The sequence below is a fragment of the Streptomyces sp. NPDC030840 genome (assembly GCF_055572015.1).
In genome coordinates, this window is sequence record NZ_JBVIEE010000003.1 from 623,404 (window position 1) to 638,188 (window position 14,785).

The window sequence follows — 14,785 nt, forward strand, 5'->3', positions numbered from 1 at the left end:
GAAGTGCTGCTGCAGGCCGTCGCGAAGCAGGCCACGGCAGCAAGCCAGGGCAGAGTCCTCCGGTATCTCACTCGAGTCTCCTGTGTACGGCCCTGCTTGGGGGGAGTTCCACCAGGTGCGGTTGGACAGGGCCCCTCCCGCACGGCCATCCCATCGCGTCAGCCGCAGACATCCACTCCGCCGACCAGTGGGACCACCCCGCGGACTGGCTGGATTCGGCCCATCCGAAAGGTGCACCCCGCATCCGGCGGATCAGTCCGTCGGCAGCCGCAGCTCCGTCTCCGCGCCCCCTCCGGACGGTTACGGAAGGTCAGGCGGGCGCCGAGCAGGCGGGCTCGGTCGAGGATCGCGGAATATGTCGAGTCGCCGAGCCTGCCTGAGGGCACCGCCGTGCCAAAGTAACGGCCGCCGCCGGCCGCGGCGTCGGCGGCCACGGTCGGCGTGCCGGCGTTCGTCGTGAGCGCGGCCTTGGCGACCAGCGGTACGGCAGCACCCGCGGCGGGGAGAACCACGGCGCCGAGCAGGCGGCGGGTCGCCGGGCGGCGGCGATGGCGATGGAGGGGGTTCTGATCTGACAACAGCTTGTCCTCAGTGGAGCAGCGGGCCTTGGTTCAGGTCCCGGTTGTCTGCCAGTTGCCGCCACGCAGACAAAGGTTCACAGGAGAGAGAAACCGCGATGGTCATACCTGTGGCATGCTCCGCTGCCATGTCGTCGTTACGCGTACCCGCGTGGTGGTCCAGGGCCGGTCGCCGTCTGCTCGTTGTCCCGCTCGCCTTGCTCGTGGCGGCGGGCGCCACCGGTGCCGGTGCCGTGCCGGCCTCGGCAGCAAAGGCCGAGGCCAAGGCCGCGACGCCCGATCGGCTTCGCTACGACGTGTCCCTGCACGGCGACGCCGACGGCTCCCACTGGACGGGCCGGCAGCGGGTGTCGTTCCGCAACGCCTCCGACCGGCCCCTGCGTGAGGTGTACGTACGGCTGTGGGGCAACGGCGACGACAAGTGCGGCACGCCGGGCAAGCCGCCCCCGGTCAAGATGTCCAGGGTGCGCGGCGGCACCGCGGGCCGCCTCACCGTGAACTGCACCGCACTGCGCATCACCCTGCCGAAGCCGCTCGCGCGGGGCGAGCGGACGGCCGTCTCCTTCGACGTGTCCATCACCGTGCCCCAGCGCAACGACCGCTTCGGCCGCGAGGGCGCCTTCCGCTTCCTGGGCAATGCGCTGCCGGTGCTCGCCGTGCACGATGCGAAGGGATGGCACCTCGATCCGTATGTGTCGATCGGCGAGAGCTTCTACGCCCTGGCGAGCGACTTCCGTGTGCGTCTCGACCACTCGTCGGCCCTCAAGGTTCCCGCGACGGGCCGCACTTGGACCAGCCCCGGCAAGCCCGGGCGCACGGTCACGCACAGCGTCGCGCAGCGGGTGCGGGACTTCGCGTGGGCAGCGGGTCCGTTCCGCACAGCGACGGAGACCTCGCCGGGTGGGGTGCGCGTGAAGTCGTACTGGGCGCCGAACACACCTGCGGCGGGTGTGCAGCTCAACCGCAAGGACGGCGTCGCCGCCGTCGACCGGTTCGGCAAGGAGTTCGGCCCCTATCCCTACGGCGAGATCGACCTCGTGATGACCAAAGACTTCGGCGGCGGTATGGAGTACCCCGGCCTGGTCATCCTCGGCACCACCGAGGAGGGCGGTGCCGTCGTCCACGAGGTGGCCCACCAGTGGTGGTACGGCATCGTGGGCAACGACGAATACGGCGCACCATGGCTGGACGAGAGCTTCGCCCAATACGCCAACGCACGTTTCTACGGCTGGGACACACGCGACTGCTGGTCGGACGACGACTGGCCGAGCGAGCACACCGCACTCACCAACTCGATGGCCTACTGGAGCAAGCACCCAGGCGAGTACCACCTCATCTACACGGCCGGCCCCTGCGCCCTGTCCCGCCTGGAGCGCACCATCGGAGCCGGCACGATGGGGCGGCTCCTCAAGCGGTACGCCCACGATCACTGGTACGGCGTCTCCACCACCGCCGACTTCAAGAAGGCCGCACAGTCCATGACGGACACCGACCTGGACCCCTTCTGGGTCAAGCACCGCATCCGGTGAAACCGCTTGGTGCCGTGGTCAGTGCTGCAGTGCCGGTGAGTTGGCGGGCGCAAGCCGACCGGCGCTGCGGTAGGCGGAAACGCCCAGGGCGAGCAGCCAGTAGCTGAGGACCGCGCCCATCAGGGCGGTGGTGCCCGGCCGTTCGCCGCGTAGCAGTGTGCGGGGTCGTGGTGCCCTGGAGAACCCCGGCATGGCATCGGGATCCCTCGACACGCCCGCAGGCCCGGCCCCAGGCGTATCGCGCCTGTGCTGTCCAATTCCGCTGAATGTTCGGCCCGGATTAACCTCCATCGTCTGCGTTCTGTGATCGGGGTCATTCGGCCCGCCGAACACGAGGCCCGATGCCATTCGACTCCTCGAACAAAAAGGGTCGACTACTACGCTCACCCATCAGCTCCGGCCGACAGTTGGACCTCAGCCCGCGCAGGTGGGGCGGCCTGCGCACAAGGACTGTTCACCGCCCAGTAGATCACTCAGCGAATGGCTACCAACGGGTCCTGTCACCAATTCCCGGCCGACCCGGGCCTTTTTGACGATTACACGTGTCGTCGTGACCATGGATTTGTCAGCGCCCCATATTCAAGGCGGTTTTCGGCCTGATAGATTGACGCCCGCGTCTCAGAGACGAAGTCGGGCAGACCCGGCAATCTCGCGGAGGCGAAGACCCCCTATGCCTTCACCAAGGCCGTCTGTCGGATGCCCGGAAACCGCTGCGGATGAGATTCGCTGCTTCCCGCCATGTCTCACGCCGACGCTTTTCGGCATCCAACCCCCCCAACCCACTGGAAAGCGCACGTAAGTGATGAGATCCCTTCAGCGTTTCGGCCCCGCTCTGGCCGTCTCCGCCATGGCGGTCGTGCTGAGCACGCCCGGCCCGGCCGCCGCCGACGAGGCTGGCGACGGCAAGGACACCACGTACTACATCTCGCTCGGCGACTCCCTGGCCTCCGGCTACCAGCCGGACGTCGACAAGGACACCGACGTCGCCTACACCGACCAGCTCTACGCGCAGCTCAAGCAGCGCACTCCCGGACTGAAGCACATACGCCTGGGCTGCACCGCCGAGACCACCGAGTCCTTCATCGGCGGCGGAAAGTGCGACTACCCCAACGCCAAGTCCCAGCTGGACGCCGCCCTGAAAGCCATGGCCCAGCACAAGGGCAAGGTGGCCTACGTCACCCTCAGCGTGGGCGCCAACGACATCCTCCTCAACTGCGTCAGCCGCCCGGCCGGCACCCTCGACGGCGCGTGTCTGAACAGCAAGAGCCAGACCATGGCGAAGAACCTCGCCCAGATAGCGGGCGCGCTGCGTCAGGCGGGCACGGACAGCACCCAGTTCGTGGGCTCTGACTACCACAACCCGTTCCTGGCGGCCTGGCTGCAGGGTCCGGCGGGGCAGCAGGCCGCCAAGGAGTCGGCGTCCCTGGTCAAGGCCGCCAACGCGGGGATCGCCCAGGTGTACAAGTCGACCGGCTTCAAGGTGGCGGACGTGGCCGGGGCCTTCTCCTCGGACGACTTCACCACCCAGGTGAACGTGCCCGGCGCGGGCGAGGTGCCGGCGAACGTCGCCAAGATCTGCCAGCTGACCTGGGCGTGCACAAAGCAGGACCCCCACCCCAACGCCGACGGCCACAAGCTGATCGCAGGCGCCTTCGCGGCGGTGCTCGCCGAGAACGAGGCGCCCGGTGGGGGCGCATCCCCGACCCCCACCGCGCCGACCACCCCCGGTACGGGCGAGTCCCCGGCCCCCAGCGACTCGGCGACCACGCCCGAGCCCGGCGAGGACACGGGGGCGAACACCCCGGCCCCGAACGGAGACCTCGCCGAAACCGGCGCGTCGAGCACCCCCGTCATCGCGGGTGCCGGTCTCGCGGTCGCGGCGGTCGGCGCCGCCGCGGTGTACTTCGCGCGCAGGCGCCGTACAGGCGAGGAGAGCTGACGGTTAGTCAGTAGAGCCCGGCAAAGCCGGCAGGCCGCTCGCGGGGTCGTGGGCGGCCTGCTCGGCTCGGCCATCTGCTCCGGCAGGCGCTGACGGCGCTGATCGATGCGCGTCTCCTCACCGAAGGGGCGAGGATGCGGTGATCCGCCGGTGTGTGCCGACGGTTCGGTACTCGATTTCTCCGGACTCGAGCAGCCCGATCAGGAATGGCCGCGACACGTTGAGCATGTCCGCTGCCTGTTGTGTGGTGAGCTCGGCGTCGGACGGGACGACCGAGACGGCGCGGCCTGCCCCCGGGTGGGCCAGCATCCCGGCGAGCAGTTCCACGGCCTCGCGGGGCAGGGCGAGGGGCTCACGCTCTCCGTCCTTGACCGTCACGGTGATCTCTGCGAGGTCTTGGCGTGCTGCCAGGTAGCTGCGGACCTGTGCGAGCGCGTGCGCTGCGGCCGCGGCCTTCTCAGGCGGCAGCTTCACGGGTCGGATTGGTTCGGGAGGCTATCGAGCCTGCGGTACTCCGAACATCCGGCCCTCTTCGCCAAGGGAACGGCAAGCTGATGGCTTCGGCCGCGCGTCTTGCCAGGGCTCCGTGCACCAAGGGACGTACCAGGCCGCGCCGTTGAGGAGGGAGGGGCCACCGTGTTCGCGGCGGTCCGGTCCCGCTTCTTCCGCCGCGGCCCCCTGGAATACCTGCTCAACAACGCCACGAAACTGGCACGTCGCGTCCGACGAGCCTCGGGTGGGCACCCCGGGAAGTCCGAGCGTTGGTCGGCTTCCGGCGTGCGGGCGCCGGAAGCCGTAGCCCCGCGGCTCCCGCGCAGCCTTCCGCCTCTCACCTGCCGTTCGGCACCTCACGGCTCGACGGTGACGGCTACTACGCACAAGGGCTGCGCGGGGCACGACGCCTCTGACCGCGCTGCGGCCCGGTCGACGCCCTGGCTCCCTCAAATCTGCGGGGCGCTGGTGCAGGCTCCGGCGGTATGCCGGAGCCAGGCGCAAGGGCCGGGGCTGTCTGCCGGCCCTCCTCCGATGTACCGTCTGCCTGTGCTCACGCCGGTCGACCCCCGTGTGGAGGTCCCGGTGGGGCGGCCGGTGGTCCGTCCCGAGTTCCGAAGCGGAATCAAATGATCTCTGTCCTGATTGTGATCACCACGGTGGTGGCCGGGTGGTCGCTGGTCGCCGGCCGGCTGGAGCAACGGCATGTGCGGGCTCCTCTGGTGCTGGTGCTCGCGGGCGTGGTCACGGGCGTGTTCACCCACAGCCATATCGCCGTCACCCTGAACTCCGAGGTTGCCCAGCATGTGGCCGAGGTCATCCTGGCCGTCCTGCTGTTCGTCGACGCCACCGAACTGCCGGGCGGGCGACTGTTCGGCAACGACCCCGGATCCGCCGCGCGGGCGCTGCTGGTGGCCCTGCCGCTGAGCCTGATCACGATGGTGCTGATGGGAACGCTGCTGCTGCCCGGGCTGCCGGTGGCGCTGTTGCTGCTCATCGCGTGCATCGTCGTCCCGACCGACTTCGCTCCGGCCGAGACGCTGGTCCGCGACCGGCGTATCCCGGCGAGGGTGCGCAGCGTGCTCAACGTGGAGAGCGGCTACAACGACGGCATCGTGTCGCCCCTCTTCCTGTTCGCACTGATCCTCGTCGGCACCGACTCCGTCACCCGGACGCCCGAGCAGGCCCTCGGCACGGCCGTGCCGTTCGCGCTGAAGGCCCTCGTGGCCGGCTTCGTGCTGGGGGCACTGGTGGCGTGGCTGATCAATAGGGCCGACCGCGCGGAGTGGATGACGGAGCAGTCCCGGCGGATCGTCGTGCTGGTCACACCGCTGCTCGCCTACACCGTGACCACGGCGATGGACGGCAATGGCTTCGTGGCCTCGTTCGTGTGCGGGATCGCCTTCCGCTACGTCAGGCAGGCGCCGGTCCGCCGACGGGGCGCCTCGGCTCCCCACGCCTCGGACTTCCAGCTCATCGAGGACACCAACTCGATGATGACGATGTGCATGTGGTTCTTCTTCGGCAACGCCGTGGTGCTCGCCCTGGGCGAGGGCGTCGACTGGCCCGCCATCGTGCTCTGCGTCGCCGCGCTCACCGTCGTGCGCATCCTTCCGATCATGCTCGCCTTCCTCGGCTCGACGTTCACCTGGCGAGAACGGCTCATGGTCGGCGCGCTCGGACCACGCGGCACCACCTCCATCGTGTTCGGCCTGCTCGCGTTCAACGCTCTGCCGGACGGGCAATACGCCGACACCGCCCTGTACGCCATGACCCTGGCGGTGCTCGGCAGCGTTCTGCTCCACGGCGGCGGTTCGGTGGTTATCGCGCGGTCTTTGACCGGCCCGCCCCCGTCGGCCGGCGGCGGCCCCGGCTCCCCGGGGACCGACGAGCCGGACTCATCGGCCGTCGCCATACAGAGTTGATGTGCCTGGCGGTCGCTGCGTGTCTCGCGGTGCTGCCGTGCCATGCGGTGCTGGCGTGCTGCAGTGCGTCCGCCTCGCGGCCGCGACGGCTACTACCCCAGGCCGGTCATCTCCAGCCACTCGGCGGGGGTGGCCCCGAAAGTCGCCGGATGTGCGGAGAACGGCCGGGCGCCCAGGCTGGAGGCATGACACAGCCCGTTCGTGACAAGGAGCCAGAGACCGCCCCCGGGGCGTCGGCCGACATCGACGTGCCAGGCCGCGACGTCACACTTCGCGGAGGCCGGTCGCTGGAACTTCTCGGCCTCACGCTGGTGGCGGGCGCCGGTGTCCTGTTCGCCGTCCGTCCTGAGTTCTACGAGGCAGGGGCGCACATCCTCGCCACGCGGGCGGCCTCACTGGTCCGCTGAGCCGACGACCGGCCATCTCCTTCGGCGAGGGCGTCTGCGCGGTCACCAGCGCCCTGGGCCTGCTCAGCGAGGCGGCGAGCACATCCGCCCAGGGGCCCCTGAGTGGCGCCATTTCCGCCTGGCCGTCGTAGGCCCTGAACTCCGCGATGCGGTTGTGTACACGCTCGCCACGAGGGCCGTCGAACCGGCCCGTTGACTCGACCCCCAAGGCCCCCGCGGGCTGGTGCCCGCAGCCGCTGACGCGGTGCGTGGCCGACCACGTAGGAAGGGAATTCTGTGAACACCGCATCCGCCCCGGAGGCGACGGGTGCCGAGTCCCTGCGCACCAGCGAGACGCTCAAGGCGCTGTACGGGTATGTCCGCCCGCACCGGTGGGCCGTCGTACTCGGTCTGCTGTTGGCGCTGGCAGGGGCGGCCGGCGGGCTGCTCCAGCCCCTGGCCACGAAGGCGCTGGTCGACCGGCTCTCGTCCGGTGGCACGATCGGCACCATCCTGCTGGCAATGACCGTTCTGGTCCTGCTGGGCATGGTGGCCGAGGCGTTCGGCGCCTATGTGCTGGAGCGGACGGCGGAGTCGGTGGTGCTCGCCGCCCGCCGCAGCCTCATCGGCCGGTTGCTGCGGTTGCGCCTCGCGGAGGTGGACCGGATGCAGCCGGGCGACCTGATGTCGCGGGTGACCTCCGACACCACGCTGCTGCGGGCCGTCAGCACCCAGGCGGTGGTCTCGGCGGCGACGGGGGCGGTGACGCTGGTCGCGGCGGTCGTGGTGATGGCGTTCCTCGATGCCGTCCTGCTGGGCGTCACGCTTGGCGTGGTCGCGGTCGTCGGTGTGGGTGCCGTGCTGGTGATGCCCAAGATCGGGCAGGCCGCCGAGCGTGCGCAGGCGGCTGTCGGGGAGATGTCCACGGGCCTGGAGCGGGTCTTCGGCGCGTTCCGCACCGTGAAGGCGTCCGGCGCCGAGGAGCGGGAGACCGCTCGCGTCGAGGCGGCGGCACGCAGGGCTTGGCGCCACGGCGTGCGCAGCGCGAAGTGGGAGGCCGTGCTGGGTTCGGCGGACAACCTCGCCGTCGAGCTGGCGTTCCTCGCGGTACTCGCCGTCGGCGGGGCGCGGGTGGCGTCCGGGGACATGCCCGTGTCCACGCTCATCGCGTTCCTGCTGTACCTCTTCTTCCTGATGGAGCCGGTGTACCAGCTGGTCGAGGCAGCGACCCACTACCAGGAGGGGGCGGCCGCGATCGCCCGGATCGCGCAGGTGGACGACCTGGCGACGGAGCCGCAGGACCGGCACCGGTCGGCGCGGCCCGCGGCGACCAAGTCGGTGCGGCCGCGTCCGGCCTCGGTTCGCTTCGAGGAGGTGTCCTTCCGGTACGGGCCCGGGTTGCCGGACATCCACCAGCGGGTGGACTTCGAGGTGCCGGGTGGCGGGATGACGGCGTTCGTCGGCCCCTCGGGCGCGGGCAAGTCGACGGTCTTCGCGCTCGTCGAGCGGTTCTACGAAGCGACCGGCGGCCGTGTCCTGGTCGACGGCAAGGACGTGACACAGTGGCCGCTGTCCGAACTGCGGTCCGTCATCGGATACGTCGAGCAGGACGCGCCGGTGCTGGCCGGCACGCTGCGGGAGAACCTGGTCTTCGCCGCGTCCGGCGCGACCGACGACGAGATACGCGAGGTCCTCACCCGGACCAGGCTCGACGCCCTCGCCGAGCGTCTCCCGCACGGCCTGGACACCCCGGTCGGGCACCGCGGCACGAAACTGTCCGGCGGCGAGCGCCAGCGCATCGCGATCGCCCGCGCGCTGCTGCGCAGGCCCCGGCTGCTGCTCCTGGACGAGGCGACCTCGCAGCTCGACGCCGTCAACGAGCTGGCTCTGCGGGACGCCATCGCCCAGACCGCACGCGAGACCACCGTGCTGGTGGTGGCCCATCGCCTGTCGACCGTCACGGACGCCGACCGCATCGTCGTCATGGACGCGGGCAAGGTCCGCGCGGTCGGCACCCACGAGGAACTGGTGGCCAAGGACGAGCTGTACGCGCAGCTCGCGGCGACGCAGCTCCTGACCTCGGCGGGACGCCCCGGCGAGTGAGACGGGCCTGCGCCGCCGAGGACCTCCTGCAGGCCGCCCTCCTGTACACGCAGGCGGGCGGCCTGCATTCGTGAGGAGGCGCGGGCCGGCGCGTACATGCGCCGAGCCGTGATCAACCCGAGCACCGAGTGGGGGCGTGCGCGCGAAGCGGAGGAGATACCGCTGGAGCACCTCCCGGACGCCGGACACGACGAAGTCCGCGTGCAGCGACTGCTGTGCCAAGAGCAGCTGCGGGAGGTTCTTCCCCTGCTCGGGGAGCGGCAGCTCGGCCACCACATCGCGCCCGATGACGGGCGCTCTTGAGCTTGGAGCTCTCGGGCGAGTCGGACCACATCGACGTCGCGGCTGTCAGCTACGTCGTCGTGGACGCGGTCGAGGAGGACGGTGTCCGCGACCGGACGGGTTTCCCCGGCGTTGTCCGGTGCGACGCCGCGGGTCTTCACACCTGCCTGGGTGGCCGTCGTGGTCTCAGCCGCACCGGCGGCCACCGTCTCCTGACCCGCACCAGCCGTTGCCCCGGGCCCCGCCGGCATCATGCCCACGCATGCCCACGCATGCCCACGCATGCCCACGCATGCCCACGCATGTCCACGCATGCCCACGCATGCCCACGCATGTCCCGCAGTCGCACGGACCTTGCCCATGGACGGCCGGTCGGCGACGAACGGAGCTGACAGCGGTCGGCCGGGACCACGGCCGAAGCCCGCAAGGGCGATCCCCTTGCGGGCCGGGCAGGCCGTCCAGGCCGGGGTGGGGCGCGTGGAGGCGTCCCACCCCGGCCGGACCTCACCGGATGTACTTGGCCGGCTTGGTGGCGACGTTGAGGAGGTACTCCAGGGGGCCGCGGCGGAAGAAGCGGGACCAGATCGTGGCGAACACGATCGCCCCGAGGACGAACATGATCAGGGGCACCCAGGACTGCTGGGTGTCGGCCCCGGCGGGCACGGGCAGCATGGGCTGTACGACGAAGTGGCCGACGTAAGCGGTCAGCGACATGGTGCCCACGGCGATGACCGGTTTCGCCAGGCGGCGTAGTCGCGGCAGACGGTCCATCAGCACGGTCGCGCCCACGATCACGAGGATCGCGACGCCCACGCTGCCGATGATGTCGAACGTGGTGCCGCTGTGCGGCCCGGCTGTCAGCAGCAACGACGCCGGCATGTCGGGCAGGGACCCGCTGTCGAGGGGCACTGATCCGGAGCCGCCGGACGACGACCCGCCTTCCGCGAGGCTCCGCAACGCGCCCTTGCCGGCCAGCAGCAGGGACATGCCGTACGCGACCACCGTGAGGGCGGCACCGAAGGCGGCCAGGCGCTTCTGAACGGTGCCGGAGGACAGGTCGAGGCGGCCCAGGGCCATGCCCGCGATCACGAACGACATCCAGGTGAGCGCCGGGTAGAAGCCGGTGAGCAGCAGGTCGAGCACTCCCACCTCGCTGAGGCGGCGGAGCGGGTCGTAGGCGTTGATGCTCTCCTGGACCGAGGGCGTCAGCAGCGAGTTCAGGAGGAACGCCAGCTGCGGTGTGACGAGGGCGAACGCGGCCGCGGTGATCGCGAGGGTCCTGGCGCTCAGTCGCACCAGGGGCAGGGCGAGGAGGAAGTAGACGCCGTAGAAGCCGAGGATGATCACTCCTCCGTACTCCATCGCCATCACGGTGCCCAGCGCCAGCAGGACCACGGCGCGGATCGCGATGCGGGCCTTCGCCTGCCGGCCGGCCAGGCCGGTCTTGGGCTCGCGGCGGCCGGCGAGCAGCATCAGGGAGAACCCGGCGAGGGTGGCGAACAGGACCGACGAGTGACCGTCCGATATGTACCGGATCCAGCCGGCGACGCCGTGCGTGGCGGACAGCGGGGGGCCGATGTGCACGACGTACATGCCGAACACCGCCAGCGCGCGGGCCAGGTCCACCCCGACGAGGCGTCCCATCGAGGGACCGGGCGAGGCCGGCGCGGCGGACTCGGGGGAGGTTCGCGGCGGCGGAGGCGAGTTCTCTGGCGGAGCTGACGTCTCCTGTGGCGGCTGTGTCTGTGTCATACGGAGAACCTCGCGCGGAGCTCAGGGGGCGGGCCATCCGGCAGGCTTCGGTAACGCCCCCGCCGACCGGCCGGTACCGCCCCGCCGACCGGCGGAACAGCGCCGCGGCGGCCGGCGGGCCCGGACGGCCAACCGCCTACTTGATGATGGCGTTGGCCACCACGACCGCCAGCCCGAGCAACGAGTCAACGGCGCCTATCATCAAGGCGGAACTCCACGTGCGACCGGCAGCGCGGGCCGCGAGCAGGCCCCAGACGAACAGCAGCACCACGTTCACGGCGAAGGCCACGTACTCGATGCCCGCCGAGGGCCACCACCCCCAGCCCGCGCCGAGCAGCAGGACCACCGTCGGCACCGTCGCCACCACCAACGGCCACTCGGACAGCAACAGCCGCACCGCGGCGCGCACACCGTGATGGGTCCGGTCGCCGCGCAGGGCGATGAGATGCGCGTAACCGTGCGCCAAGGCCGATGCGGCGGCCGTGATCAGGAGCCACTGGGCGCTGATGAACCGGTCGGCGGGCGCCGTCTCACCCTGCTCCGTCAGGGCGGCCACCATGGAGCTGGCCAGCACCGCCCCGTACACGCCTCCGAACAGCACATGGGGCTGCGCCGCACAGCGGCGCAGAGCACGGACAGGCTGACGAAGGTTCAACTCGGGCATGGCTGGGTGATCCTCGAACGGTTCGGAAAACGACTGCGGCCGGCAGACCCGGTCGGGCCCACGGACCGATCCCACCGGACGAGAACCGCCGACACCATCCGCCGGACCTCGCCCACCCGCCCGCCGACGGGCCGGAGCGCTCCCCCCGAACGGCTGGAACCAGCCTGCCGGGTGGAGGGAGTCCACAGTGGCCGCACCGTCCCGCACCTGGCCGGACGTACTGTCCACAGTGAGCGATCACCGTACGGGAACGTGAGCGCCCCGACGCGGGGCGTACGGGCGTACAGGGACGTCGAGAAGCTGGACAGAGCAGACGCGTGTGGGGCGGAACGCCGGTGATCCGGGTAGTGGTGGTGGACGACGAGGCGCTGGTGCGGTCCGGGTTCGAGCTGATCCTGAACGCCTCCGACGGCATCCAGGTCGTGGCGACCGCCGAAGGAGCGCAGGCCGCCAACGTAATCAAGCGCGAGCACCCGGACGTCGTGCCCCTCGACATCCGCATGCCGGACGTCGACGGCCTGACCGTCCTGAGGGAGATCGTCGGCATGCCCGAGGGCTTCCGCTTCTACGATCTCCGGCACACGGGGCACACCCTCTCCACCCGATCCGGCGCCACCCTCAAGGACACGATGGTCCGCGCCGGGCAGTCCTCCGAGAAGGCCGCGCTGATCTATCAGCACTCCGACGACGAGCGACAGCAGGAAGTTGCTGCCGGACTCGACGCGACCGTCCGCAAGGCACGCCAGGAAGCACAGCCGCAAGCGAAGCAAGCGCAGGAAGCTGCGGCCGTGCCAGATGACGACACCGATGATCCAGACGATCAACGTTCTGGCACGAATCTGGCACGCGGCGTTTGACCAGCGACTGATCACCACGCACAGCAACAAGGCCCAGGTCTCTGACCTGGGCCTCAATCATGGAGCGGGTGACGAGAATCGAACTCGCGCTCTCAGCTTGGGAAGCTGATGTTCTACCATTAAACTACACCCGCGTAAGACGCCGGTCTGTGCCGGTGTCGGAACGCGTCGTCACTCTACCTCATGTCGGGCCCCCGGTGCTGAAGCCGCGGGGCCCGTCTCTGTTGGGGCGGGGTGGACGGGGCTGCGCCGGACGGGAGTTGGGGCGTACGGTGGGGGAGGGGAAGAGGGTCTGTGTGTGGTCGGGGTGCCGCCTGGAGGGCCGTCCCTTTCATCCCGTAATGTGGCTTTCGTCGTCAGGGCAGTTAGCCAGACGCGGCTCTTGGGGAAGGGACTCTTGGACTTGATGGAGCGCACCGTCGTCCGCTGTGCCGATGGGCACGTGTTCAGCACCGCTTCGTTCCCGATGCAGCAGGCCGAGCGACTCGGCCCCGGCCGGTTGATCCGCTGTCCGCGGTGTGCCCGGCTTCGCAGTGTCGTGCCTGTGGCGTTCGAGAAGCGATAGCCAGGCGCGGCCAGGCGTTCGAGGAGCGACAGCCGGGCGTGGGCCGTGCGGGCCGGGTATGTGCCGTACTGCCGTACGAGCGGTGGTTCGGCGGGCGGTCTGGCTCGGTGGTCCGCGGCGGTCCGGCTGTAAGCGGTAGGGCGTAACCGGCAGTACCGGCAGTACCGGCAGTACCGGCAGTACCGGCAGTACCGGCAGTAACAGATAGTGGGCAAGCGCGCGGGTCGTCCTCGTTGTGGGCGGTCCGCGCGTCTTGCGTATCCTCGGGGCGTGCTTCTCTCTGACAAGGACATCCGGGCCGAGATCGACGCAGGTCGGGTACGGATCGATCCGTACGACGAAACCATGGTGCAGCCGTCGAGCGTCGACGTGCGGCTCGACCGCTACTTCCGGGTGTTCGAGAACCACCGGTACCCCCACATTGATCCGTCCATCGAGCAGGCGGATCTGACGCGGCTGGTCGAGCCCGAGGGGGACGAGCCGTTCATCCTGCACCCCGGGGAGTTCGTGCTCGCCAGTACCTACGAGGTCATCAGCCTCCCCGATGATCTAGCGTCGCGGTTGGAGGGGAAGAGTTCTCTCGGGCGGCTCGGGCTCGTCACCCACTCCACGGCCGGGTTCATCGATCCCGGGTTCTCCGGGCACGTGACCCTGGAGCTGTCCAACCTCGCCACCCTGCCGATCAAGCTCTGGCCGGGGATGAAGATCGGGCAGCTGTGCATGTTCCGGCTGACCTCGCCCGCCGAGTCGCCGTACGGGAGCGAGCGGTACGGGTCCCGGTACCAGGGGCAGAGGGGGCCCACCGCCTCCCGGTCCTTCCTCAACTTCCACCGGACGCAGGTCTGAGAGGGAGGGTCGGCTGAGCATGTCTGACGCTTCCGCTGCCGGCTCGCCCGCGCGCGAGAACCTTTCCTACGAGGTCTTCGGTCGCGCCGTCCGTGAGCTCGCCCAGGTCATCGCCGACGACGGGTACGAGCCCGACGTCATCCTCTCCATAGCCCGCGGAGGAGTGTTCGTCGCCGGCGGGCTCGCCTATGCGCTCGACTGCAAGAACATTCACCTGATCAACGTCGAGTTCTACACCGGTGTCGGGACCACCCTCGACATGCCCGTCATGCTCGCGCCCGTGCCCAACGTCGTCGACTTCTCCGACAAGAAGGTGCTGATCGCCGACGATGTGGCCGACACCGGCAAGACCCTCAAGCTCGTCCGGGACTTCTGCCTCGATGCCGTCGCCGAGGTCCGGTCCGCCGTCATCTACGAGAAGTCGCAGTCGCTGGTGAAGTGCGAGTACGTGTGGAAGCGGACCGATGAGTGGATCAACTTCCCGTGGAGCGTGCTGCCTCCCGTGCGCCGGTCCGGCGAGCCGGTCACTCCGTCGAAGGACGCGCTCTGAGGAACCGCTCTCGGCGAGTGCGGGGTGCCCTCCGGACGTTGCCTGCGGATACGGGCTCTGGGTGGCGCATCTGCCCGGCTCCGGCGCAGTGGCGGCCCCGAGTCCGCGGACAGCGCGCTGACGAACCTCGAACCGACCGGCGCGGGCCGATCACTCGCGGCTCCCGTGAAGGGAGCCTTCCGGGGCGACGAGTACCGTGTGACGCGCACGGGCAGGATCACCTGCTCCTGCCAGAGAAGTCCGGAGCACGTGAGGGCGCGTGACGGCATGAGGAAGGGGCTCCCGGGGCTGTGCCGGGAGCCCCTTCCGGGGACGTA

General features: G+C 70.0%; 13 protein-coding genes and 1 tRNA gene. 9 read left to right on the top strand and 5 right to left on the bottom strand.

Annotation, left to right across the window (positions count from 1 at the left end):
* The first annotated feature begins 706 nt into the window (after positions 1-706).
* Positions 707-2,107 carry a M1 family metallopeptidase gene (locus tag ACZ49J_RS10125; protein WP_467447130.1) on the top strand — a complete coding sequence of 467 codons (1,401 nt, stop codon included), beginning with the start codon at positions 707-709 and terminating at the stop codon, positions 2,105-2,107.
* 18 nt (positions 2,108-2,125) lie between these two features.
* Here ACZ49J_RS10125 and ACZ49J_RS10130 read toward each other — a convergent pair whose 3' ends face one another.
* Entirely contained in the window at positions 2,126-2,299 is a 174-nt protein-coding gene (locus ACZ49J_RS10130) for a hypothetical protein (protein ID WP_467447223.1), read from the bottom strand.
* A gap of 655 nt (positions 2,300-2,954) precedes the next feature.
* Here ACZ49J_RS10130 and ACZ49J_RS10135 point away from each other — a divergent pair.
* On the top strand, positions 2,955-4,046 hold the full coding sequence (locus ACZ49J_RS10135) for an SGNH/GDSL hydrolase family protein (protein WP_467447217.1): 1,092 nt from the start codon (positions 2,955-2,957) through the stop codon (positions 4,044-4,046).
* 117 nt (positions 4,047-4,163) lie between these two features.
* On the opposite strand, the gene ACZ49J_RS10140 is transcribed toward ACZ49J_RS10135, so the two are convergent.
* Positions 4,164-4,520 (bottom strand): helix-turn-helix domain-containing protein, encoded by a 357-nt coding sequence (locus ACZ49J_RS10140; protein ID WP_467447131.1) that lies wholly within the window; start codon positions 4,518-4,520, stop codon positions 4,164-4,166.
* A 647-nt stretch (positions 4,521-5,167) separates the two neighbouring features.
* On the opposite strand from ACZ49J_RS10140, the gene ACZ49J_RS10145 reads away from it, so the two are divergent.
* From ACZ49J_RS10145 to ACZ49J_RS10160, 4 genes are all read left to right on the top strand, one after another.
* Positions 5,168-6,463: a cation:proton antiporter gene (locus tag ACZ49J_RS10145; protein ID WP_467447132.1), complete on the top strand. Its 1,296-nt coding sequence runs from the start codon at positions 5,168-5,170 to the stop codon at positions 6,461-6,463.
* A gap of 185 nt (positions 6,464-6,648) precedes the next feature.
* Positions 6,649-6,870, top strand: coding sequence for a hypothetical protein (locus ACZ49J_RS10150; RefSeq protein WP_467447133.1), 222 nt, complete (start codon positions 6,649-6,651; stop codon positions 6,868-6,870).
* A gap of 276 nt (positions 6,871-7,146) precedes the next feature.
* The gene (locus ACZ49J_RS10155; protein WP_467447134.1) at positions 7,147-8,952 is read left to right on the top strand and encodes an ABC transporter ATP-binding protein; all 1,806 of its coding nucleotides are present in this window, start codon (positions 7,147-7,149) and stop codon (positions 8,950-8,952) included.
* A 108-nt stretch (positions 8,953-9,060) separates the two neighbouring features.
* Positions 9,061-9,255 carry a hypothetical protein gene (locus tag ACZ49J_RS10160; RefSeq protein ID WP_468348620.1) on the top strand — a complete coding sequence of 65 codons (195 nt, stop codon included), beginning with the start codon at positions 9,061-9,063 and terminating at the stop codon, positions 9,253-9,255.
* A 483-nt stretch (positions 9,256-9,738) separates the two neighbouring features.
* Here ACZ49J_RS10160 and ACZ49J_RS10165 read toward each other — a convergent pair whose 3' ends face one another.
* Positions 9,739-10,878 carry a DUF418 domain-containing protein gene (locus tag ACZ49J_RS10165; protein WP_467447136.1) on the bottom strand — a complete coding sequence of 380 codons (1,140 nt, stop codon included), beginning with the start codon at positions 10,876-10,878 and terminating at the stop codon, positions 9,739-9,741.
* A 244-nt stretch (positions 10,879-11,122) separates the two neighbouring features.
* Complete coding sequence (locus tag ACZ49J_RS10170) at positions 11,123-11,650, bottom strand: hypothetical protein (protein ID WP_467447137.1); 528 nt, start codon at positions 11,648-11,650, stop codon at positions 11,123-11,125.
* A gap of 353 nt (positions 11,651-12,003) precedes the next feature.
* On the opposite strand from ACZ49J_RS10170, the gene ACZ49J_RS10175 reads away from it, so the two are divergent.
* Complete coding sequence (locus tag ACZ49J_RS10175; protein WP_467447218.1) at positions 12,004-12,507, top strand: response regulator transcription factor; 504 nt, start codon at positions 12,004-12,006, stop codon at positions 12,505-12,507.
* 60 nt (positions 12,508-12,567) lie between these two features.
* On the opposite strand, the gene ACZ49J_RS10180 is transcribed toward ACZ49J_RS10175, so the two are convergent.
* Positions 12,568-12,641 (bottom strand) — tRNA-Gly (locus tag ACZ49J_RS10180).
* A gap of 701 nt (positions 12,642-13,342) precedes the next feature.
* On the opposite strand from ACZ49J_RS10180, the gene dcd reads away from it, so the two are divergent.
* Both dcd and ACZ49J_RS10190 read left to right on the top strand, forming a co-directional pair.
* Positions 13,343-13,918, top strand: a complete 576-nt coding sequence (gene dcd, locus ACZ49J_RS10185) for a dCTP deaminase (RefSeq protein WP_467447138.1) — start codon at positions 13,343-13,345, stop codon at positions 13,916-13,918.
* 19 nt (positions 13,919-13,937) lie between these two features.
* Complete coding sequence (locus ACZ49J_RS10190) at positions 13,938-14,468, top strand: phosphoribosyltransferase (RefSeq protein ID WP_467447139.1); 531 nt, start codon at positions 13,938-13,940, stop codon at positions 14,466-14,468.
* The last annotated feature ends 317 nt before the right edge of the window (positions 14,469-14,785 follow it).